22 protein-coding genes are annotated in these 21,382 nt (G+C 69.3%); 11 read left to right on the top strand and 11 right to left on the bottom strand.

What is annotated here, in order from left to right:
• Positions 1-9 precede the first annotated feature (9 nt).
• From ABEA24_RS37530 to ABEA24_RS37500, 7 genes are all read left to right on the top strand, one after another.
• Positions 10-522, top strand: a complete 513-nt coding sequence (locus tag ABEA24_RS37530; RefSeq protein ID WP_345437408.1) for a hypothetical protein — start codon at positions 10-12, stop codon at positions 520-522.
• A complete protein-coding gene (locus tag ABEA24_RS37525) occupies positions 509-1,681 on the top strand; it encodes an efflux RND transporter periplasmic adaptor subunit (protein WP_345437406.1) in 1,173 nt (390 codons plus the stop codon). The genes ABEA24_RS37530 and ABEA24_RS37525 overlap by 14 nt, the downstream gene beginning before the upstream one ends.
• Positions 1,678-2,382 (top strand): ABC transporter ATP-binding protein, encoded by a 705-nt coding sequence (locus tag ABEA24_RS37520; RefSeq protein WP_345437404.1) that lies wholly within the window; start codon positions 1,678-1,680, stop codon positions 2,380-2,382. Before ABEA24_RS37525 ends, ABEA24_RS37520 begins: the two co-directional genes overlap by 4 nt.
• Entirely contained in the window at positions 2,379-3,581 is a 1,203-nt protein-coding gene (locus tag ABEA24_RS37515; RefSeq protein WP_345437402.1) for an ABC transporter permease, read from the top strand. Before ABEA24_RS37520 ends, ABEA24_RS37515 begins: the two co-directional genes overlap by 4 nt.
• Before the next feature lie 103 nt (positions 3,582-3,684).
• A complete protein-coding gene (locus tag ABEA24_RS37510; RefSeq protein ID WP_345437400.1) occupies positions 3,685-4,071 on the top strand; it encodes a helix-turn-helix domain-containing protein in 387 nt (128 codons plus the stop codon).
• A 4-nt stretch (positions 4,072-4,075) separates the two neighbouring features.
• Positions 4,076-4,459: a hypothetical protein gene (locus ABEA24_RS37505; RefSeq protein ID WP_345437398.1), complete on the top strand. Its 384-nt coding sequence runs from the start codon at positions 4,076-4,078 to the stop codon at positions 4,457-4,459.
• Positions 4,460-4,666: 207 nt separating this feature from the next.
• Complete coding sequence (locus tag ABEA24_RS37500; RefSeq protein ID WP_345437396.1) at positions 4,667-4,978, top strand: DUF2516 family protein; 312 nt, start codon at positions 4,667-4,669, stop codon at positions 4,976-4,978.
• A 12-nt stretch (positions 4,979-4,990) separates the two neighbouring features.
• Here the strand turns inward: ABEA24_RS37500 and ABEA24_RS37495 are convergent, their stop codons facing one another.
• Positions 4,991-5,716, bottom strand: a complete 726-nt coding sequence (locus ABEA24_RS37495; RefSeq protein WP_345437394.1) for an SGNH/GDSL hydrolase family protein — start codon at positions 5,714-5,716, stop codon at positions 4,991-4,993.
• Positions 5,717-5,741: 25 nt separating this feature from the next.
• Between ABEA24_RS37495 and ABEA24_RS37490 the strand changes: the two genes are divergently transcribed.
• Positions 5,742-6,467 (top strand): alanyl-tRNA editing protein, encoded by a 726-nt coding sequence (locus tag ABEA24_RS37490; protein ID WP_345437392.1) that lies wholly within the window; start codon positions 5,742-5,744, stop codon positions 6,465-6,467.
• A 179-nt stretch (positions 6,468-6,646) separates the two neighbouring features.
• On the opposite strand, the gene ABEA24_RS37485 is transcribed toward ABEA24_RS37490, so the two are convergent.
• The 5 genes from ABEA24_RS37485 to ABEA24_RS37465 form a co-directional block, all read right to left on the bottom strand.
• Entirely contained in the window at positions 6,647-7,984 is a 1,338-nt protein-coding gene (locus ABEA24_RS37485; protein WP_345437390.1) for a LamG-like jellyroll fold domain-containing protein, read from the bottom strand.
• 227 nt (positions 7,985-8,211) lie between these two features.
• On the bottom strand, positions 8,212-8,859 hold the full coding sequence (locus tag ABEA24_RS37480; protein WP_345437388.1) for an NlpC/P60 family protein: 648 nt from the start codon (positions 8,857-8,859) through the stop codon (positions 8,212-8,214).
• A 305-nt stretch (positions 8,860-9,164) separates the two neighbouring features.
• Entirely contained in the window at positions 9,165-10,130 is a 966-nt protein-coding gene (locus ABEA24_RS37475) for an ArsR/SmtB family transcription factor (RefSeq protein WP_345437386.1), read from the bottom strand.
• Positions 10,131-10,416: 286 nt separating this feature from the next.
• Positions 10,417-11,136 (bottom strand): hypothetical protein, encoded by a 720-nt coding sequence (locus tag ABEA24_RS37470; RefSeq protein ID WP_345437384.1) that lies wholly within the window; start codon positions 11,134-11,136, stop codon positions 10,417-10,419.
• 184 nt (positions 11,137-11,320) lie between these two features.
• The gene (locus tag ABEA24_RS37465) at positions 11,321-11,941 is read right to left on the bottom strand and encodes a TetR family transcriptional regulator (RefSeq protein WP_345437382.1); all 621 of its coding nucleotides are present in this window, start codon (positions 11,939-11,941) and stop codon (positions 11,321-11,323) included.
• A gap of 73 nt (positions 11,942-12,014) precedes the next feature.
• On the opposite strand from ABEA24_RS37465, the gene ABEA24_RS37460 reads away from it, so the two are divergent.
• Positions 12,015-14,273: an MMPL family transporter gene (locus ABEA24_RS37460; protein ID WP_345437380.1), complete on the top strand. Its 2,259-nt coding sequence runs from the start codon at positions 12,015-12,017 to the stop codon at positions 14,271-14,273.
• Positions 14,274-14,283: 10 nt separating this feature from the next.
• Here ABEA24_RS37460 and ABEA24_RS37455 read toward each other — a convergent pair whose 3' ends face one another.
• The 4 genes from ABEA24_RS37455 to ABEA24_RS37440 form a co-directional block, all read right to left on the bottom strand.
• Positions 14,284-15,507: a cytochrome P450 gene (locus tag ABEA24_RS37455; protein ID WP_345437378.1), complete on the bottom strand. Its 1,224-nt coding sequence runs from the start codon at positions 15,505-15,507 to the stop codon at positions 14,284-14,286.
• Between the two features lie 207 nt (positions 15,508-15,714).
• Positions 15,715-16,809 carry a PrsW family intramembrane metalloprotease gene (locus ABEA24_RS37450; RefSeq protein ID WP_345437376.1) on the bottom strand — a complete coding sequence of 365 codons (1,095 nt, stop codon included), beginning with the start codon at positions 16,807-16,809 and terminating at the stop codon, positions 15,715-15,717.
• Positions 16,809-17,390 carry a hypothetical protein gene (locus tag ABEA24_RS37445; protein WP_345437374.1) on the bottom strand — a complete coding sequence of 194 codons (582 nt, stop codon included), beginning with the start codon at positions 17,388-17,390 and terminating at the stop codon, positions 16,809-16,811. The genes ABEA24_RS37450 and ABEA24_RS37445 overlap by 1 nt, the downstream gene beginning before the upstream one ends.
• A gap of 116 nt (positions 17,391-17,506) precedes the next feature.
• Positions 17,507-18,379, bottom strand: coding sequence for a polysaccharide deacetylase family protein (locus tag ABEA24_RS37440; protein ID WP_345437372.1), 873 nt, complete (start codon positions 18,377-18,379; stop codon positions 17,507-17,509).
• A gap of 95 nt (positions 18,380-18,474) precedes the next feature.
• On the opposite strand from ABEA24_RS37440, the gene ABEA24_RS37435 reads away from it, so the two are divergent.
• Together ABEA24_RS37435 and ABEA24_RS37430 are read left to right on the top strand one after the other, a co-directional pair.
• Complete coding sequence (locus ABEA24_RS37435; protein ID WP_345437479.1) at positions 18,475-19,359, top strand: LysR family transcriptional regulator; 885 nt, start codon at positions 18,475-18,477, stop codon at positions 19,357-19,359.
• A 157-nt stretch (positions 19,360-19,516) separates the two neighbouring features.
• The gene (locus ABEA24_RS37430; RefSeq protein ID WP_345437370.1) at positions 19,517-20,146 is read left to right on the top strand and encodes a hypothetical protein; all 630 of its coding nucleotides are present in this window, start codon (positions 19,517-19,519) and stop codon (positions 20,144-20,146) included.
• Between the two features lie 731 nt (positions 20,147-20,877).
• Here the strand turns inward: ABEA24_RS37430 and ABEA24_RS37425 are convergent.
• Positions 20,878-21,378, bottom strand: coding sequence for an ArsI/CadI family heavy metal resistance metalloenzyme (locus tag ABEA24_RS37425; protein WP_345437368.1), 501 nt, complete (start codon positions 21,376-21,378; stop codon positions 20,878-20,880).
• Between the last annotated feature and the right edge of the window lie 4 nt (positions 21,379-21,382).

The following is a 21,382-nucleotide window of genomic DNA, read 5'->3' as shown; positions in this document are numbered from 1 at the left end:
AGTGGAGGCATGAACAAGGCCTCTGTGCTGCTGGCCGCCTCGGCCGCCGCCCTCGCCCTGACCGTCGCGGGATGCGGGGGCTCCGGCGACTCGAAATCCAGCTCGTCCAGCTCGAACGCGAACCCCACTTTGGAGAAGGCGGTGAAGTACGCGCAGTGCATGCGCGAGAACGGCGTAACCACCTTTCCTGACCCCGACAAGAACGGCAGGTTCATGATCGCGGCGGGGGGGCCGAACAGAAACTCGCCGCAATTCAAGAAGGCACAGCAGGCGTGCAAATCGCAGGAGCCGCCGGGGATACAGGACGACCCCGCGGAGAGGGCCCAAGACCAGAACGAATGGCTGAAGTGGGCGCAGTGTATGCGCAAGAACGGCATACCGGACATGCCCGACCCGCAGGACGGGCGCCTTCTGGTGCCGAGGGACAGGATCAACACCAACTCACCGCAGTTCAAGAAGGCGATGAACGCATGCCGCGACGTGGCCCACGTGGGAGGAGGCTCCGAGAATGGCAACGGCTGAGATCGGGACTCCGGCGAGCACCGGCCCTCCCCCTGAGGCGCCCGCCCGCCCGCGGCGGCGTAAGCGGCGCAGGCTACTCGGCGGCGGTGTCGCGGTCGTGGTCGCGGGCGGTGGCGTGGTCCTCGCCGTGACGGGCCTGCACGGCGACGACGGTAAGCCCGCTACGAGGGCCGGCGGCGGGACGTCGCTGGCGGCGGTCCAGGAGGGTCCGCTGTCCTCGCAGGTCGGCCAGAGCGGGACGCTGTCGTATTCGGCCGGCGCCGACGGGACCCCGTACCCGGTGGTCAATCAGGCGAAGGGGACGTACACCTGGGTGCCGGGGGCGGGCACCCAGATCGACTGCGGCGAGACGCTGTACAAGGTCGACCAGAAGCCGGTGATCCTGGTCTGCGGGAGCACGCCCGCGTACCGGAGCCTGGCCGAGGGCGGCCACGGCAAGGACGTCCGGGCGCTGAACAAGACCTTGGTGGACGAGGGTTACGCCGACAAGTCCGAGCTCGATCCCGGTTCGGACTATTTCGGCGCGGCGACCGCAGCGGCCCTGGAGAAGCTTCAGGACAAACGCGGCGCCGACGTGACGGGCCGACTGAAGCTCGGCCAGGCGGTGTTCCTGCCCGGCCCATTGCGGATCAGCAAGGTGATGGCCACGAACGGCACGGGCGCAGGCACGGGCCGTCCGATCATGGAGGCGTCGTCGAACCGGCGCGCGGTGACCGTGAAGCTCGACGCCTCCCAGCAGTCCGAGGTCAAGAAGGGCGACCAGGCGCAGATCACGCTGCCGGACAACCGGATCACGTCCGGCGTGGTCAGCCGGATCGGCACGGTCGCGACATCCTCCGGCAAGGACGGCTCCGACTCGGGGTCCGCCACGATCCCGGTCTACATCACGCTCAAGCACCCGAAGGACGCCGGAACCCTTGACCAGGCTCCGGTCCAGGTGCAGATCACCACGGACGGCGTCGAGCACGCGCTGATCGTGCCGGTGACCGCCCTCATCGGCCAGGCCGGCGGGGGATACGCGGTCGAGGTCGCGGCGGGGGACGGAGGCCTGACTCGGATCGTGCCGGTCACGCTGGGATTGTTCGACGATGCCAATGGACGGGTGCAGGTCTCCGGCGCCCTCTCGGCCAATGACCGAGTGGTGGTGCCGTCGACATGAGCGAGACGAATGTCCTCGAACTGGAGCGGGTCACCAAGACGTACGGCACGCAGCCCCCCGTCCACGCGCTGCGCGGTGTGAGCTTCACCGTACGGAGCGGGGAACTGGTCGCGATCGTCGGCCCGTCGGGATCGGGCAAGTCCACGCTGCTGCACATCCTCGGCACGCTCGACCGGCCCAGCGACGGCACGGTACGGATCGACGGGGAAGACGTCGCGACGCTCACCGACCGCCAGCTCGCCGCCCTGCGGGCGCGCAGCATCGGCTTCGTCTTCCAGCAGTTCTTCCTGTCCGAGCACACCACCGTCCTGGAGAACGTCGCCGACGGCCTGCTGTACGGCGGCGCGGGCCTCGCCGAGCGGCGCGAGCGCGCCGCCGAGGCGCTCATCCGGGTCGGGCTGGAGGACCGGGCGGGCTTCCGCCCGGGCAAGCTGTCGGGCGGACAGCGCCAGCGCGTGGCGATCGCCCGCGCTCTGGTGGGCCGCCCGGCCATCGTGCTCGCCGACGAGCCGACCGGAAACCTCGACAGCAAGACGGGCGCGGCCATCATCGAGCTGCTGCACGAGCTCAACGCCGACGGGGCGACGATCGTCATGATCACGCACGACAGCGGACTGGCCGCCCAGGTTCCCCGCCAGTTGCACGTCCTCGACGGGCAGATCGTCGCCGACAGCGCGGCGCGTTCGCTGGAGGGCGCATGAGGCTGTCCGACCAGATGCGCGTGGCCGGCGTCGGAATCCGGGCTCGCCGCCTGCGGGCCGCCTTGTCCGCGCTCGGGATAGCGATCGGCACCGCGGCGATCGTGGCGGTGCTCGGCCTGTCCGCGTCCTCCCAGGCCGGACTTCTGGCCCAGATCGACCAGCTCGGCACGAACCTGCTGACCGCGAACACCGGCCAATCGTTCAGCGGTGGGGCGGCACAGCTCCCGGTCGCCGCCCCGCAACGGATCTCCCACCTGCCCGACGTCGAGCACGTGGCGCACGCCGCTGCCATCGAGAACACGAACGTGTACCGCAGCCCGCTGATCCCGGTGGTCGCCACCAACGCCCTGCGGGTACGGGCCGCCAGCCTCAACCTGCCCGAAGTGATCGGAACCAGCGTGGCTCAGGGCCGCTGGCTGAACCCGGCGACCGAGCGCCAGCCGGTCACAGTGCTCGGCGCGCTCGCCGCACAGCGCCTCGGGATCGATCGCGTCTATCCGGGGCAGCGGATCTGGCTGAAGAACCAGTGGTTCTACGTCGCCGGCATCCTGAAGCCCGCGACGCTGTCGACCGACATCGACACCAGTGCCTTGATCGGCTACCCGGCCGCGGAGCGTTACCTCAGCTACACGACCGTCGACAAGAGCAAGGCGGTGGCCGGACCTCCGACGACGGTGTTCGTGCGGGCCCGTACGGACAAGGTGGACTCGGTGCACGGAGCGCTCGCGCGGACCGCGAACCCCGAGTCGCCCAGCGACGTCGACGTCAGCCGGCCCTCCGACGCGCTCACCGCGCGAGCCGCCGCGAAGGGCGCGTTCAACAGCCTGTTCCTCGGGCTCGGGCTGGTGGCGCTGATCGTGGGCGCGGTCGGGGTCGCGAACATCATGATCATCTCGGTGCTGGAACGGCGATCGGAGATCGGGCTGCGCCGGGCGCTCGGCGCGACCCGGGGACAGATCCGCACTCAGTTCCTGTCCGAAGCGGTCATGCTCGCGTTGCTCGGCGGGGTGGCCGGAGTCGCGGCCGGAGCGCTGACCACCGCGATCTACGCGAACACGAAGGGCTGGGCGGTGGTCATCCCGGTCCAGGCGTGGGCCGGCGGGATCGGCGCCGCGATCGTGATCGGTGCGATCGCCGGCCTGCTGCCGGCCCTTCGAGCCGCCCGCCTCTCCCCTACCGAGGCGCTGCGCACGCTGTAGCGCCTCATGGCGCTTGGACAGCCGGACGCGATGTGACTCGTTTCACCGTGAAGTGCTTGCAGCTGTGCTTGCAATAGCAAGCACGGCGGCGCACAGTGGAGACATGGCGACTTCCAAAGTCGGCTCCATCGGGGAGTACATCAAAGAGCAGCGCAAGCGGGCCAAGGTCTCGCTGCGTCAGCTGGCCGAGGTCACGGGCGTTTCGAACCCGTACCTCAGCCAGATCGAGCGTGGGCTGCGCAAGCCGAGCGCGGAGATCCTGCAGCAGATCGCCAAGGGTCTGCGCATCTCCGCCGAAGCCCTGTACGTGCAAGCAGGGATCCTCGACGAGCGAGAGACCGACACGGACGTCCAGGCCGCGATCCGGGCGGACGCGGCCCTGTCGGAACGTCAGAAGCAGGTGCTGCTCGACATCTATGAGTCGTTCCGCCGGGAGAACGCGTCCAGCGGGGAAGCCGCCACCGAAGCCACCTCATCGAATGAAGGGTGAACCCATGCCGAACATCACCGACAAGCTGCGCGATTCAAAGGCCTTCTACGTCGCCGCGGGCGCCGGCGACCTCGCGGTCGAGAAGATCCGTGAGGTCCCGGAGCGGCTGAACCGCCTGCAGGAGCGGACGGACCCGAAGGACCTGGGCGGCGTCGCGCTCGCCTACGCCACCCGGGTCGGCGGCCGCGCCGCCGAGGTCGTCGACGGGCTCGCCGAGCGCGGGAAGAAGATCGTGAGCCGGGTCGAGCACCAGAAGGCCACGCAGCAGCTGGAGGAGTCCGCCAAGTCCACGGTCCGCAAGGCCAAGGCGGCCGCCGGCTCCGCCAAGGAGACCACCAAGGCGGCGGGCAAGGCCGCGGGCGACGCTTCCAAGAAGGTCGGCGGCTGACCGTCCACAGTGCGTCCGAGAGGCGCGCGGACCGGGAGCCCGGGCGGACGCATCCGCCCGGGCTCCCGCATTTCCGGCCGCGACCATCGGCATGACCGCAGCGGAACGCATACGCTGGGGCCGGAACGTGATGACGGATGACGCGGCGCTCGTACGACGCCGCCCTGGTACAGGGGGTCGACCGTGCTCGGAGGAGCCCAGGGTTTCGTGTTCTATGTGTTCTGGGCCGTGGCCATCGTCGCCTTCGTCGTCGAGATCTGGGCGTTCGTCGACGCCGTGCGCCGGCCGGCGGGGGCCTACACGGCAGCGGGGAAGCTCACGAAGCAACTGTGGATGATCATCCTCGGGGTCGCGCTGTTGTTCGGCCTGGCCGGCGCGGTCGCGTTGGTCTCGATCATCCAGATGCTGCCGGTCATCGGCTTCATCGCGGCCGCCGTCTACCTCGCTGACGTGCGGCCCGCCGTGCGGCAGTACGGCCGTGGCGGCTCGTCCTCTTCGGGCCCGTACGGCCCCTGGTGAGCCGCCGGACGGTCACGGCCGGTCGAGTTTGAGCCGGCGAAGGTCGGCGACGAGCCGGTCGGCGATGTGACGCGCGCCCGCGGCGGTGGGGTGGGTGCCGTCGGGCAGGATGTACTGCGGCGCGTTGCCGGTGCCCTTGTCGCGGTCCCCGGTGATCCACTGTTCGCTCAGCGGGTCGATGTACGGCACCTTCACCTCCGCGGCCACACTGCCGAGGGCGTCCCGGATGGCCGTGATCTCCTTGGGCGGGTCGCCGCCGCCCCACATCGGGCCGATGAGGAGAAGCCGTGCGGTCGCCCAGCGCTGGTGCACGGCGCCCAGCAGCCGCCGGGCCGCCTCGCCGACGTCCTCCGCCGGATGCCGCCGGTCGTTGTGGCCGCCTGAGACGATCACCAGGTCGGGGGCCGGGCGCCAGGCGAGCTGCTCGGTGAACAGCTGCGCGAAGTCCTTGCCGACCTGGCCCTTGGCGATGAACCCGGTCCGCCGGTAGCCGCCGATGATGACCTGCCAGCCCAGGGTCCGGGCGGTCTCGGCGGCGTACGTCTGCTCCGGGATCTGCCCCACCTTGCCGGCGGTGTAGCTGTCGCCCAGGAACATGACGACGGGCGCGTGCGCCGCCTGCCGTCTCGGCGCGTGGGACGGACTCTCCGCGCGCGCCCGGCGCTCCGTACCGCCGCACCCCGCGAGCGCGAGAAGGGCGACGGCCGTGGCGACGCAACGTACGGCGCGTCGTGTCATCCCGCTCCTTACTAGGCTGATCAGCATGACGACGTACCGGACGCGGCGGCTTGAGCTGACCGACCAGACGCTGCGCGAGTGGGAAGCGGTCGTGCTCGACTCGGGACCCGGGGAGATCGTCCTCGACCGCTCGGCATTTTATCCGGGTGGGGGCGGTCAGCCGCCGGATCACGGGGTTTTGCTCTGGCAGGGCGTGCAGACGCGGATCGTCGGCGTCCGCAAGGGCGACGATCTCTACCTCCTGCCCCACGAGGACGACCCGCTTCCGCCGGTCGGCACGGCCGTGCGCGGGGCGGTCGAGGACGAGCGACGGACGAGCCTGATGCGGACCCACTCCGGCCTGCACGTCCTGTGCGGCGTCGTCTTCCGCGACTACGGCTGCCTCGTCACGGGCGGCAACATGGAGCCCGGGGCCGCGAGGATGGACTTCAACCTCCCCGAGGTCCCGCCCGGGTTCAAGGAGGCCGTCGAGGCCGCCTGCAACACCGAGATCGAGGCGGACCGGCGCATCGACGTCAAGTCCCTGCCGCGCGCCGACGCGTTCGCGATCCCCGACATCATCCGGACGGCGACCAACCTGGTGCCGCCGGAGGTGGAGGAGGTCCGCATCGTCGACATCGTCGGGCTGGACACCCAGGCCGACGGCGGTACCCATGTCGCCTCCACGCGGCAGATCGGCCGTCTCCAGGTCGCCAAGATCGAGAACAAGGGCCGGGGCTTCCGGCGCGTCCGCGTCAAGATCCTCGACTGAGCCCGCGAAGCCCGATCCGTGAGGCCGAGGCCGGAGCCACGGCGCCGGGGATTCGACCACGATCTGAAGCATTGCCCGGGTCGTCACCGGTGCGGGAGGGTTCCGTCGTCGGCCTCGGCACGGGAGCGGCCATCTCGTCGGAGTGGTTCGCGGCCGTGGCGGGGCTCGGCCGGTGTGCGTCAGGACCGCTGGGCGGCGACCTGCCGGACCTGTCGTTGCGACAGGGGCACGCTGAACACCCGGACGTCGTCGATGGCGCCCTGCCAGCCGTCGATCGGCGCGCCCTTGAACAGCGCATGGCCGATTTCGAGGGGGCCACTGGCGCGGGTGATTTTCGTCCGGTTCCGGCAGGAGCCGCGTTCGCCGTCGACGTAGAGGCAGAGCTGCCGGTCGGCGGGATCGAACACCGCGGCGAGATGGGTCCACCGCCCGGGGACGGGGCGTTGGCCGCTGAAGGCGGTGTCGTTGCCGTTCGCCCATCCCGAGCCGCGATCGGGGACCATGAACGCCCAGTCGGTGTGCTCCGCGTCGTAGGCGAGCAGGACCACGTCGGGCGCGTCACCCGCATGATGCGCGGCGACCACCGTGCCGGAATCGTGGGTCTCCTCCAGGAAGACCCACGCCGTGATCGTGAAGGGCGCGTCGGTGCGGATGACGGGGCCGTCGGCGACCGCGTGACCGTGCCCGCCGAGGCTGAGCGCGTGGCCGGGCGGGGCCGTCGTACGGGTGGCGTCGCCGCTTGTTCGCAGGTTCATTCGGTGGCCGGAGGCGTCCAGCGCGGTCCGCCCGCCGGTCTCCTCGAATCGCCACCAGCCGACCGGCACCGGCGGCGGTGGCGCCGCCGGCGCGACGGTGCGGGCCGAGGGGCGTTGTGGCTCGTCCGGTATGGCGCGCGACGAGGCACTGATCACGAGGATCAGGAGACTCGACGCGAGCACGCCGACGCGGGCCAGCGGCCCCGTGCGCCGCTTGGCGGGCCGCGAGCGGTCCAGGGCGTCGTCCGTCCGCCCGGTCGGGCCCGGGTCGGGCTCAAGGGCGGCCGCGACCGGACGAGGCCGTGCGGCGCCGACAGAAGCCGCCGACGGCTCTTCGGGGAGCCCGGAGGCGACCGCCGATGCTTCGCCGGACGGCCGGAAGTCGTCGGGAGGGAGTGCCGCCGGCTCGCCGGGGAGCCGGGCGGTGTCCTCGGCGGGAGCGTCGGCCGGGGACGGTCCCACGTCGTCGGCGAGCGGGGACGGCTCCGCCGTGGGGCGGGGGTCGGAATGCGCGCCGACGGCGAGGGCGCGGCGGACCGCCACCCAATCCGCGACCGTCTCGTCGGGGCAGCCGCACGCCCTTACGAGGCCCTTGACCAGCTCTTCCCGGGGGAGTGACTCCCGTTTAAGGGCCGAGGCGATCGTGCTGTGCGGCAGGACGTATCCGTGCTTCGCCGCTTCTTTCTCCAGCTCACGATAGGTCAGACCGGACCATGCCTTGAGCCGTCGCAACTGCGCGACGAAATCGGCCTCCGTCCGCACGTCACGAGGATCCGGGGCGGAACTCTCCAAAGACACAAAGGAAACTTACCCCGTACGACCGCGTAAGGGGCCTCTTGGGCAGCGTACAGACAGTAGTCATCGACGGTGCGGACGAACGACCGAGACCGAAAAACCCCGTCGAGTCTGACCGAAACCGTGGCTCGGAAGGCATGGAAAGAGGATGGGGCCGCCCGGAGTATCCGGGCGGCCCCATCCTCCTGAGGCGCCTACTTGACGTGCGCGTAACGGATGCCGTAGAACCCGTTGTTCTTGAGGTAAGCCCATTTCCTGAACACCTTTTCGGCGTGACCACCGAAGGTGGGTTCCTGTGCGACCTCAACCCCCTTCGTGCCCACCTTGACGACCAGGGCGACGTGCCCGCTGTGGCTCGAAGGGCTGCGGGTGACCGCGTCACCCGGCTCGATCAGCTTCGTCCAGTTCTTGTGCTTCGGGCCGCCGAGCGGCTTGCTGTACCCGGAGCCGATCAGGCTGCCGGTCCACTGCACACTGTGCAGACCCCATGCCATGGAGACGAAACCAGAGCAGTCCCGACGGTAGACGCCGTACTTGTTGCAGTAAGGGCTGGACCCATCCTGAGAGTACGGAACTTTCTTCGTGACCCAGCTCTGCGCGCGCTTCAGGATCTGGGCGCGTGTCTGGTGCAGGTCCTTCTTGGGCTGGTACTTCTTGTACTTACTCGCCAGCGGGCCCTGCTTCCCACCCGGAACCCAGCACCTGGCAACGCGCTGAGCGGTCTGCTCCGCCGACTGCGCGCTACGGTGCGTGGCGGCGTTGGCGGCGCCCACGCCGGTGACGCCGACCAGTGCCACGGCTGCCAACTGGATGGGAATGAGCGTTTTGATGGAGGGCTTCATCGTTCCCCATTTCGTCTCGGGAGGGGCGAACAGTGAAGAGCATTGCGGAGTCCTGAGTCGGCTCACAAGAGTTTCGAACAGTCGTAAAAGCCTGACTAAACCGATGAAGGTCGCAGGTCCTTTGAAGTGCTGGTTTCGGCCATCGTCTAAAGCGTTGCCGCGAGCTGCTGTTGCTTGCCAGGCTCTGTGTCGCACGAAAGATGCATGTGCTCTGTAATAGTGGCTCATCCGTAGGCATAAGAGCGGGGCTGTCCAGACACTCTGGACAGCCCCACTCTCATTGCCATGAATGGCGTTCGGATCGATCACATTGCCGGACGGCTCGACCTTTCGGATTGCACAGGGCGCTGCTGTCTAATCGGCGTGCCGTCGGTCGAGGTGAGCAGGGTGAGTCCCAGGTCCGTGATCTCGTGGCAGACCGCGTAGCCGTCGCGGCGGGTGGTGATGAGGCCGGCCTCCCGTAGCACCTTGGTGTGATGGCTCGCCGAGGCGGGGGAGATGCCGGCGGCCCGGGCGATGTCCGTCGTGCTGCAACCGGCCGTGCTCGTCTTGAGCACCGTGGTCCGCGTTCGGCCGAGCAGCCCTTCCAGGGGCTCCCCCCTGGTCGCCTCGTCGGTGTCCGCCTTCCCCAACCACGTGCGTCGGCTGATGGGAAAGACCAGCAAGGGCGGCAGTTCGGGATCCCGGAGAGTGATCGGGTGGTGCCGGCAGAAGAACGACGGGAGGAGGACGAGGCCGCGTCCGTTCAGGGTGACGTCCTGGTCGACGTAGTCGTCGACCTCCAGCACGGGGTACTTCCAGCGTGCGTACGGGTGGAGCGTGCCCAGGAGGCGTTCCACGCCGTGGTCGGCCAGCGTCTGGACGAGCCGCGCGCGCTCCGCCTCGATGTCGCGGGTGATCTGCCTCCAGTGGGGTGCCAGCGCGAGGCTGAAGAACCTCTCCAGGTCGTGGGCCACCCGCCGTACGGCCGCCCTGGCCTCGAGCGACCGCGCGATGTAGGGCTTCCGGCTGTGCCGGGCGAATTCCGTGAAGTCGCGCGCCAGCTGATCCGGGGTGGTGGCCAGGATCTCCTCTATTCCCTCGCGCAGGGTGACGATTCCGCGAGTGGGAGTGATGAAGTCGGCGGAGTAGCCACGCGGTGGCGCGATCTCGAATAGCGGGGAAAGCGATTGCGGGATCAGGGGACGGGTGCGCCGCCGCCATCCGTCCAACGCGATTTCCTCGTTGCGCTCCTGGAGTGCGTGCAGACCCAGCAGGATTTCCCAGAGCACATCTGCTGATGGAGCAACGGTGATGCGGGCGAGATCTTCAGATTCGAAGTGGATCCGCAGCATGACGGCCCTCCGGTCGACGTTGCGGTTGGCGCTCCTAGATCTATAGAGGCGGCAAGTCTCCGGGCAAGGCTGTGGCTGTTCGACCCTGTTCGAATCCGTTCGACGAGATCCATCACCGCGATGATCTGCGGAAACGTCTCCGCCGCCCGACCGTTTCGGTCGGGCGGCGGAGACGTACTGGACTTCACTGCCAGGGGGTGCGGAACCGGCCCTTCATCGGCCCTCAGCCGCCGGCCACGGGCGAGACGAAGCCGCTCGCCTTGAAACCGCGTCCCGTGAGGTTGCCTATCTTGCGCCACTTCTTGTCGGTGACCTGGTCCCCGACATTGCCTTCGACGGTCCGGACCTGAACTACCTTGCCCTTCTTGTTGTATTTCAGGCCGACGACCACGCCGACGTGCGTGCTGTCGGGGTAGTTGCCGTAGACGATGGCGTCACCGATGTTGGGCGTCTTGTGCCAGCGCTTGACCTTCTTGCCCCACTTCTGCCAGTACGTCGCCCAGTGTCCCTGGTCGACGCCCTTGCCCTTCATCGAGGGGCGCTTGTCCGCCCCGCCTTGCGTCCAGGCCCAGTTGACGAAAACGCCGCACCACTCGGCCGGCCGGGCGATGTTCTTGCTCTTGAGCTTGTAGGCCTTGGGGTAGCAGTTGGCCTTACCGCCGCATTGCGAGGGGTGCTCCCCCTGTCCGATCTGCGTGATCGCCTTCTTTGCGATCGCTACGCGGATCTTGTACTGAGGTGGGTCCAGTTTGGCGGCCGGGTCGATAGCGGCCAATTCACTGTCCGACATCGTCGCCACGTCGACGGTGACGGTCTGGTCGGCCGTCTTGGTGGTCGTATTCGCCGACGTGGCGGAAGCGGTAGCGCTCGCGGTCAGCCCCGTGGTGACCACGGTGGCCAGGGCTAGCGACAGGATAGCCCGCAGCCTCGCTGGTGCCGTCATGAAATTCTCCTCGCCTGGGGGGAATTGAGAATCGCCGGTCCGGGCCTTTATGTCCGGTGGCGATTACTGGCATCGATTACGATCCCTGCAGCACTTTTCAGCCGCAACGGTTTTGATCGATGTCAAATGCGATGGAGTTTTCACGGCGCCGCGAGTGGTGCGGCGTCGTTCATGTCGGCGTGATTCAGGGGACAGGGTGGGTGAGGGCGGGGACGGAGCCGAGGCCGTGTTCGACGATGGCCAGTGCGCGGTCGACCGCGTTGCGGGTCGCCTCCGGGTCGTACCCCTGAGCGCGGCAGTGGGTGATGACGGCCTTCATGCCGCCGACGAGCGCACCGGCGATCACGATCGCGTCGACCTCGTCGATGTCCGGGGAGAGCTCGGTCAGCCGTTCGACGACGTGCTGCTCGGTGTCGTTCATCCGTTTGAGGGCGCGCGCCTGCAGGGAGGGACGCTCGAGGATGAGCTGGACCTGGATCGCGCCGTACTCGCCGTGCGCGGCGGCGATCGCGTCGATCATCTCGAACACGATGCGGCGCATGGACTGCAGGGGGGTCTCGCCGGCGGGCCGGCGCGCGACGCCTTCCCGTACCTCGGCCAGGCGTTCGTCGATCTCGGCGAAGACGACGTCCTCCTTGGACGGGAAGTAGCTGAAGAACGTCCGCGGGGACACGTCGGCCGCCTCGGCGATGTCCGCGATCGTCGTCTCCTCGTAGCCGCGCTCGGTGAAGAGGCGGAGGGCGGCATCCGCGATCGCCCGCCTGGTCTGGCGCTTCTTCCGCTCCCGCAGGCCCATGTGATCCATCTCACCAATATATACATTCGCTGCGACTTTGCAGGCGTTGCAAAGTTTTACTTCTCGTGCTGTTCTGGTGGATATGTCGGGGATTCTGGAGAGGCTTGGGCGGTTCTGCGCCCGCCACGCGCGGTGGGTGATGCTCGTCTGGCTCGCCGCCGCGGTCGGCACCGGAGTCCTCGGAGTGGTCAGGGGCGGCACCTTCGTCCAGCAGGATCGCCTCCCCGGCACCGAGACCCAGCGCTCCATCGACCTGCTCCGCAAGAACTTCTCCGAGGTCACCGGGCCGACGGCCACGATCGTCTTCCACCCGCAGCGGGGCGTCTCGCTGTCCGACTGGCGCGTCGCACTCCAGGTCGGCAAGGCCATCCAGCAGGTCGGCGCGCTGCCCCGCGTCTCCATGGCGGAGAACCCCTACGGCGGCACCGGCGGCGCCAAGGGCGCGAACGCCGTCGTCGCCGTCGCGCACTTCAAGGGCACCGCCCGCGACCTGTCCCTCGACGACCTGCACGCCCTCGAAGAGGCGACGGAACCGGCCCGGCAGGCCGGCGTCGACGTCGAATTCGGCGGCATCGTCACGACGATCCTCAACCAGCCGACGGCGGGCCCCAAGGAGGGCGTCGGCGTCGTCCTCGCCCTCGGGGTTCTGCTGGCCGCGTTCGGATCGTTCCTCGCGGCCGGCGTGCCGATTGTCGTGTCCCTGTGCGCGATGGCGGTGGCGTACTCCCTCATCCACGTCGGCGCGTCGATCTGGCAGGTCCACCCGACCGCGCCCATGGTGGCGGCCATGCTCGGCCTGGGCGCGGGCATCGACTACGCGTTGTTCGTCGTCACACGCCACCGGCAGCAGCTCGCCGAGGGCATGAGCGTGGAGGAGTCGGTCGGCAAGGCGCTGGCGACCTCCGGGCACGCCGTCGTGTTCGCGGGCGGCACGGTCCTGTTCGCGATCTGCGGCCTGTGGTTCTCCGGCATCACGTTCATCGGCATCATCGGACTCGCGACGGCGACCGCCGTGGCCTTGATGGTGACGGCCGCCCTCACCCTGCTCCCCGCCGTCCTCGGCGCCCTCGGCACGAACATCGACCGCTACCGGCTGCCCCGCATCCGGCCCGACCGCTCGACGGACCGCTGGGAACGCTGGGGCCGCCACGTCGACCGGCACGCCTGGCCGTACGCGATCGTGGCGACGCTCCTACTGCTGTTCCTCGCGCTGCCGGTGCTCAGCCTGCGCTTCGGCATCATGGCCGACAGCACCCTGCCCCATTCCAACGGCGCGCGCCGCGCGTACGACGTGACGGCGAAGGAGTTCGGCCCCGGCTGGTACAGCCCGTTCGTCGTGGTCGCCACCGTCCCGAGCCCCGCGCACCCGCCGCAGGCGGACGAGAGCACCAAGACCGCCAAGGGCTGGACGGCTCTGCGCCAGGAGCCGGGCGGACGGCTGGCCGTCAGCCCGAACGACCAGCCGACGCCGAACCCGGAGGCCCGCCGCCTGGGCGATGACCTGCGGCGCGGCTTCCAGAAGGCGCCCGGCGTCGCCTCCGTCGAGGCACCCGTCATCGTCGGCGACAGCGTCACGATCAAGATCGTGCCCACCACGCCGCCCCAGGCCGCCGCGACCGCCGACCTCGTACGGCGGCTGCGGACGTCGGTGATCCCGCCGACCGTGGCCCGCCACCCCGGAGCACGCGCCTACCTGGGCGGCGAGTCACCGGCGATCATCGACATGGCCACGATCGTCAAGCAGCGCATGCCGTACGTCGTGATCACCGTCGTCGTGGTCGCGCTGGTGCTGCTCGTCATCGCGTTCCGCTCGATCATCGTGCCGATCAAGGCCGCCCTGATGAACATGCTGTCCATCGGCGCGGCGTACGGCGTGGTGGTGGCGGTCTTCCAGTGGGGCTGGGGGATCGACCTGATCGGCCTCGACCAGCCGGTGCCGATCGTGTCGTTCGTGCCGCTGTTCATGTTCGCGCTGCTGTTCGGCCTGTCGATGGACTACGAGGTCTTCCTGCTGTCCCGGATCCGCGAGGAGTACCTCCGCACCGACGACCCGCACGGCAGCGTCGTCACCGGCATCGCGTCGACCGCCCGGCTCATCACCTCGGCCGCGCTCATCATGATCTGCGTGTTCCTCAGCTTCCTGCCGCAGCCGGACACGACCGTCAAGATGATGGGCCTCGGCCTGGCCGCCGCGGTCGCCGTGGACGCCACCGTCGTCCGCCTCGTCCTCGTACCGGCGCTGATGAGCCTCCTCGGCCACGCCAACTGGTGGTTCCCCGGCCGCCGCCGCCCGGCCCCGCCGCCGGTACGCCCCGAGGAACGCACCCTCGAACACGTGTGAGCGGCGTGACTCAGGCCGGGGTGAACTTCACCGGGAGTGCCGACAGGCCGCGGAACAGCGGCGACGGCCGCCACGTCAGCGCGTCGGCCGGCACCGTCAGGGTCACGTCCGGGAGCCGGTCGAGCAGGACCTCGATCGCGGCCTCGGCGATGACCTCGGCGATCTGCTGGGCCGCGTACGGGCACCGGTGCGTGCCATGGCTGAAGGACATGTACGCCTGGTTGCCGATCGAGGTCTGCGGGTCCATCCGTACGAGCGGGTCGTGGTTGGCCGCGGCCAGCCCGAGGATGAGCAGGTCGCCCTTGCGGACCTGCCGGCCGCCCAGCCAGACGTCGCAGGCGGCGAACCGGCCCGGGAAGTTCTGGGTCGGCGTGTCCTCCCAGAGCACCTCGTTGAGCGCCTGGCCGACGCTCCGGCGTCCGCCGAACAAGGTCGTCGCGAAGCGGTCGTCGGTGAGCATCAGCCGCAGCGTGTTGCCGATCCAGTACGCGGTGGGCAGTTGCCCGGCGTTCATCAGGTGGAGCAGATCCTCGGCGATCTCCTCGTCGGTGAGCCCGGCGGGGTGGGCCAGCAGCCGTGAGGTGACATCGGAAGCGGGGCTCTCCCGCCTGAACCGCACCAGTCGCTGCACCTTCTCCCGGACGCGCGCGTAGGCCTCGTTCGCGCCCTCGCCCGCGGCATGCGTCGTGTAGACCTCACGGACCAGATCGGCGGTCTCCGACTCCGGTACGCCGATCATCCGGGCCACGACGGGCAGCGGCACCCCATCGGCGTACTGGGCGATCAGGTCCGCTTGACTGGATCCCGCGAACGTGTCGATGAGCCGATCGGCGACCTGCTGGGCCTCCACCCTCAAGGTGAACTGGTCGACATCGGCGAGCGCCTCGTCGAGCGCCCCGGAACGCCGCTCGTGCTCGGCGCCCTCGGTGAACATCATGGTGGGCTGGTAGCCGATGAGCGGGAGCAACGGCCAGTCCGGCGGGACGCGATCCCAGGCGTTCCAGCGCCGTGGGTCGCGCCCGAAGATCTGCGGATTCCCCGTGACGTGCTGCACCTCGCGGTAGCCCAGCACCAGCCACGCGGGCACGTCGCCGTCGAGCAGGACCGGCGCCACCGGGCCGTGCGCCCGCCGCATCTCGGCATACAGATCCGCGGATCTCCGCTGGAACTGCGGCCCGTACAACGGGATCCGGGAACCGGCGAGCGGGTCGTCGGATGGCGGCGGGTTGGTCATCGAGCACTCCTTGCGTCACCGGACCGGTGACACGGATCCACGCGGCGGGTGCTCGGGACAATAACCGCTTTTCGTGACCTTTGAGCCGTGTTGAGCGTTTAGTCCGTTTCCGACTTTCAGTAACGATGCGGGGTCAGCGGCGCGTGTTCCGGTAGTGCTCGGCGATCTCGTCACTGGTGGTCAGCCGCACGTCGGGCTGCGCGGCCTTCATGAACGCGCGGTCTCCAGGCGGGAGCGCAGCCGGCCTATCTCGGATCGCAGGGCCGTGCCGCCATCGGGGCCGTGCAGGTCGCCGTCGATCAGGCTCAGTTCGGCGGTGCGCAACTCGGTCAGGAGATCGCGGGGTGCGCCGTGCGGCGTGCTGCGGCGTTCTCTGCGACGCCGTCGACGGTGGGTCAGGATCTCGGTCTCTACCTCGGTGAGCACGCCGCAGCGCACCTCGGCCTCGGCGGCGTCCCGGAAACGCCTGAGATAGTGCCGCCGGGCGACGCGATAGACGACCACGGCGATGATCAAGATCGTCGGTCCCACGACGATCTTCCAGGGGCCGCCGGCCATCGGGGAGTCCCACCAGGCGTGCATGACCATTGCGAGAAGGAAGGCGCCGATGGCGACAAGTAGCCTCCACGCCAGCGGACGCCCGCGGTTGCCGATCAAGTACCCCAGACCGGCACCGCTGACCGCGGTGAACGCCCAGTGCGTGAACCAGATGGAGAGGCCGACCCGCCCGCCGAGCGAGTCGAGGGCGGCCGGAACGGGCCGCACGGCCCCGGTCTGCTCGATGCCGATGAAGACATAGCTGTAGTCCTCCAGGACCTCGAAGCCGAAGCCCACCAGGGCTCCGTACGCGAACCCGTCGAGCGTGCCGCGAATCGCCCGCGGCGCCATCAGCGCCAGCAGCACGACTCCGAGCAACTTCAGGGTCTCCTCATCGACCGGAGCGACGACCGCATCTCCCCACCGGCCGGCGAGGTCCAGCCCGCCCAGTTTCTTGACGACGTCGCCCAATGCGTCGTTCGGGTAGCCGGCGATGCCCGCGGCGCAGAACGCGCCCCAGCCGACCATCAACAGCGCATAGCGCCGCGGATGGGAGCGGATCGGATGCAGCCGGCGGAAGAACCAGTACCCGGCGAGCAGCACCGGGAGCAGGACCAGCAGCCCTACCAGGGCACTGCCGGGGAATACGACCGACTTCGGGCCCATGTCGCGGCCCGTGAGGATGAGACCTATCAGGAAGACCACGGCCCACAGCCAGAACGCCGGACGTCGCGTCAGCTGCGGCGTCCACGTGGTGCGCGCCATCACGTACCGCCCGCGAATCGGATGTCGCGCATCATCGCGTGGACCTGGTCCGTCTTGTTCCGGAAATCCGCGGGCGGGCCGGTGGCGATCACGTTGACACCGCCGCCCTGGAGGGCGAACACGGTCGCGATGCCGATCCGGTGGCGATCAGCGAGCCCGCCGCTGAGCCCGGCCACCCCCTGGGCGTTCGTGACCGGGACCGGGCCCGTGGACGGCCGAGGGCCGTCGCGCAGGACCTGGAGCCGGCCGAGGCCATCCCAGAGCTGCTGCGGTGTCGTCGCGTGCCGCAGGTTCACGGCGGCCGTGTTCACGCCGGACGCGCTGAACCTGGTCGGCCCGCTCGTCAGGGTGACGTCGGTGGGCGGGTCACTACGCGCGATGTCCACCGACCAGCCGGCCGGAACGGTCACATAGAAGGCCCGTTCGTGGCGTCCCGACACCGTGTCGAGCTTCACCACCGAGCCCGGCCGCAGCGGCGTCTTTCCGCCTGGGGTGCTCCAATCGACCAACTGGGGGCCTACGCCCATCAACACCAGCACCGCGGCGACCCCGGCAGTGATCGGCCATCCGGTCCAGTCCATGCCACCCCCGAGAACGACCGACGGGGGCATTTACTAGCTATCCGCCCGGCCATCTCCCGAAACAGGGGTCCCACGTGGTGGTGGATCGGCTCTTCGCTGACGGCCGAGGGAAGTCGTCAGGTGCGCTGGGGCATCGTGTTCCGGTAGTGCTCGGCGATCTCGTCGCTGGTGGTCAGCCACACGTCGGGCTGCGCGGCCAGGTAGGCCAGCGCCTGGTCGAGGTACTTGGCGCGGAACGCCTGGCCGATCACGAACGGGTGCAGGGCCAGTGCCATCACCCGGCCGCTGTCCCGAGAATCGGCGCGCAGCTGCTCGTACTGGTCCTGGACGATCCGCACGAACTCCGGCCCGGTGGTGCCCTTGCCGAACAGGCCGAGATCGTTGAGTTCGACCGTGTACGGGACACTGATCATCCCGGGAACGTTAAGGGGGTAGGGCTGGTCGTCATTGGTCCAGTCGAGGACGTACGTCAGGCCGAGCTCGGCGAGCAGGGCCGGGGTGTCGAACGTCTCGGTCAGTCCGGGGCCCATCCAGCCACGCGGCCGCCGGCCGGTGGCCTCCGCGATGGTCTCGACGACCTCGGTCAGCACGGCGCGTTCCTCGTCGCGCGTCATGCCGGTGTGCAGGATCGAGTTCGTCCGGCCGTGCGCGAGCCACGCCCAGTCACGCTCCAGGCCGGCCTTTATGATCTGCGGGTAATGGTGGACGACGTCGGAGTTCAGCAGCACACTGGCCCGAACGCCGTGCCGGTCGAGGCTCTCGAGGACACGCCAGACGCCGACACGGGGGCCGTAGTCCCGCCAGCCGTAGTTCAGCGCGTCGGGAACCAGCTCCGCGGTGCCCGGCCAGATGCTGGTCGAGGGGCGGTCGATCAGGAAGTGCTCGATGTTGAGTCCGACGTAGACGGCGACCCTGGCATCGCCGGGCCAGCTGATCGGAGAACGCTCGGTGATGGGGCTGTAGTCGTACAGCTCATTCGCGGATTCCATGGTCCAACGGTCGTGTATGCGGCGGGCCGGAACGAGCCCGGAGTTCTCTCCGATCGGTGCGCGCGGCTCACCGATGGAGAGGGCCGTGCGCGGTGATGGAACGGCACGAGATCGAGGCGTTCCTGACGCTGGCCGAAGAGCTCCACTTCCGTCGCGCCACGGAGCGGCTCGGACTGGCTCACGGCCGGGTCAGCCAGACCATCAAGCAGCTCGAACGGCGCCTGGGTGTGTCGCTGTTCGACCGCACCAGCCGTCGGGTCGCGCTGACCCCGGCCGGGCAGCGGCTCTATGACGATCTCGCCCCGGCCTACCGGCGGATCCAGGAGGCGGTCGCCCGGACGATCGCGTACGGCAAGGGCGTGACCGGGACGCTGCGTGTCGGCTTCTCCTCGCAGTGGGCGGGCGACGCGGTGCTCGAAGCCGCCGACGTGTTCCGGGGCCGCTACCCGGACTGCGCCGTGGAGGTGCAGGAGGTCCAGCTCGCCGACCCGTTCGGACCGATGCGCGCGGGCGAACTGGACCTGCAGCTCACCGAGTTCCCCGTGGACGAACCGGATCTGGTCGCCGGGCCGGTCATCTTCTCGGAACCGCGCGCCCTCATCGTCCCCGCGCGCCACCCCTTCGCCCGTCGCGAGTCGGTCTGTCTGGAGGACCTCGCCCGCACCTCGCTGGTGGCCATGTCAGGCGCCATTCCGGACTACTGGCTCGACTACCACTATCCGCGCGAGACACCCGAGGGGCGCCCCATCACCCACAGTGCCTCCGCCGTCTACTGGGCCGAGGTGCTCTCACTCGTCGCCATGGGCCGTGGGGTATCGCCCGCCGCCTTGCGCGCCGCGCAGTACCACGGACGCCCCGGCATCGTCTTCGTCCCGTTCCGCGACGCGCCACCCATCGAGTACGGACTGATCTGGCCGCGCAGCGGTCACACCGCACGCGTCCGCGCCTTCGCCGAGATACTCCACCAGATCGCGCCCTGACCGTACGAGACCGGCGAGCCCGCAGGACGTCAGGCCGGGTTACCCGCGATCTCCCCCGGACAGGGGATCCGGCTCCCTCTCGTCGGTGACGTGTACGGCCGTACGGCCTGCGATCTTCGGAACCGATGCGCAGCCGTCGCCGAAGGGATCGAGCCGAATGACCACTTTCACCGAAGCGCCTTGGGCGACGCGGCTGCGCGCCGCCTGGACGGCCGCTCACAGCCCCGTCGGGAGGGTGCCTCGCTGGGCGCGGATCGCGGCCTACGCCATCCCGCTCACCGTGTTGCCGTCCAGCCTCTGGCGGGTCGCCGCCGTCACCTTCCACGCGCCGATCGCCCGTGGTGAGCAGGGCAGCGGCGAGTTGCCTTCGTGGCTGCCGATGGAGCTCTACGTCGTCGTACTGTCGATCTTCTCGGAGCTCCTGGCCTTCACCGCCGTCGGGCTGATCTCCACGTGGGGTGAGGTCTTCCCACGCTGGGTCCCGGGCCTGCGCGGCCGGAAGGTCCCGGTACTCGCCGCCGTCATCCCCGCCGCCGTCGGCGCCGGCGTCCTGACGTTTATGTGGACGCTGGCGATGACCGTCATGTCCCTCGGGCGTGACGTGCGCGGCAACCGACTCCCTGCCGACTTCCCGTTGAGTCTCCACGACTGGAAGGGCCTGCTCGCCGTCGCCGCCTACGCCCCGCTGCTGCTCTGGGGGCCATTGCTGGCAGCGGTCACCGTCGCGTACTGGAAACGCCGGCGCCGTACCCGGCCGCTCGAGCCGGCTCGGGCAGGGGGCGTCTAGAAGGTGCGATCAGGGAGATCAGGAGCGCCGTTGCGATGCCATGCCACATCGACCGATACAACGACTCGAAGTGACGGAGCCGGCGGAGCGTTCCCTGGAAGTCCGGCATCGGGTTCAAGGCCCTGGATTCGGAACGAAGCGGAGGGCAGGCCACCAAGACCTCGAAGGCCTCACCGGGGCGGATTACGGGACCTTTTCCGTCCGGGGCGGTTGCCCTCGTTCTGCGCCGTCTCGCCACACGGCAACTTTCCCGCCTGAGGGCACACTGCAGAACAAGGGGCCTCGCCCCTCGGTGACGTTCAGGCGTTATGGCGGGCTTTGGTCCGGTCGCAGTCCGCCCCACCCCGCGGGGAGTCGCTCGCTCGTCCCCACAGCGAGGATGATCAACACGTCGATACACGACCAACGTTGGTTGCTGCGGCACTGTACTCCGGCCGCCCCAGCGACCGGCGTCGTGCAGACGGCACACGTGACGTTGGCCTGGTGCGGCGGATTCCGGAGGTAACCGCCTGCCGCCGATACGAGGGCAGTGCGGAGGCGGGCCTCGCGCCCAAACATATGTTCGGAATTATCAGCCCGGAGGCGAGGTGCCGGTGTGCGGGCGGCATTGTGACTCCCAGCGATAGTTGACGGATCCCAGCGCAAGGTGGCGGGTGGGCGTCGAGCATCCGCCGCGTTCGGCGAGATCCGCCGAACGCGGCGGGCGAGTCGCCAGGACTACTCGCCGCGGGTCAGTTGGTGCAGCCGCATTCGGCGGCGTTGGTTTGAGTCGGGTCGATGGCCTGCTCGGCGGGCGTGCAGCATGCGGTGGTACCGCAGCAAGCGTCACCGTCGGCGGTGGCTTGAGCACTCTTGCCGAGGGTGTCAGCGTCGGCCTTGACCACGTACACCTCCCACGGCTCTTGGCCGGGGCCGTGGACCCACACCTTGTCCTGCAGGGCGTAGCAGCACGAGGTGCCGTTCTCCTCGAAGGTGGCCAGGCCCGCGTCCTTCAGCCGCTCGGTCGCGGCGGTGACCTGGGCGGTGTCCTCGACCTCGACGCCGAGGTGGTCCATCCGGGTCGCCTCGCCGGCCTCGCCTTCGATCAGGACGAGCTTGAGCGGTGGTTCGGTGATGGCGAAGTTGGCATACCCGGAGCGGCGTTTGGCCGGTTCGGTGCCGAACAGCTTGGAGTAGAAGGCGATGGAGCCTTCCAGGTCGGCGACGCGCAGGGCGAGCTGGACACGGGACACGGTT

The organism is Actinoallomurus vinaceus, assembly GCF_039542055.1.
GTDB classification, from domain to species: domain Bacteria; phylum Actinomycetota; class Actinomycetes; order Streptosporangiales; family Streptosporangiaceae; genus Actinoallomurus; species Actinoallomurus vinaceus.
Note: the sequence above shows the minus strand (reverse complement) of the source record. Positions and strands in the feature narration are given on the sequence as shown.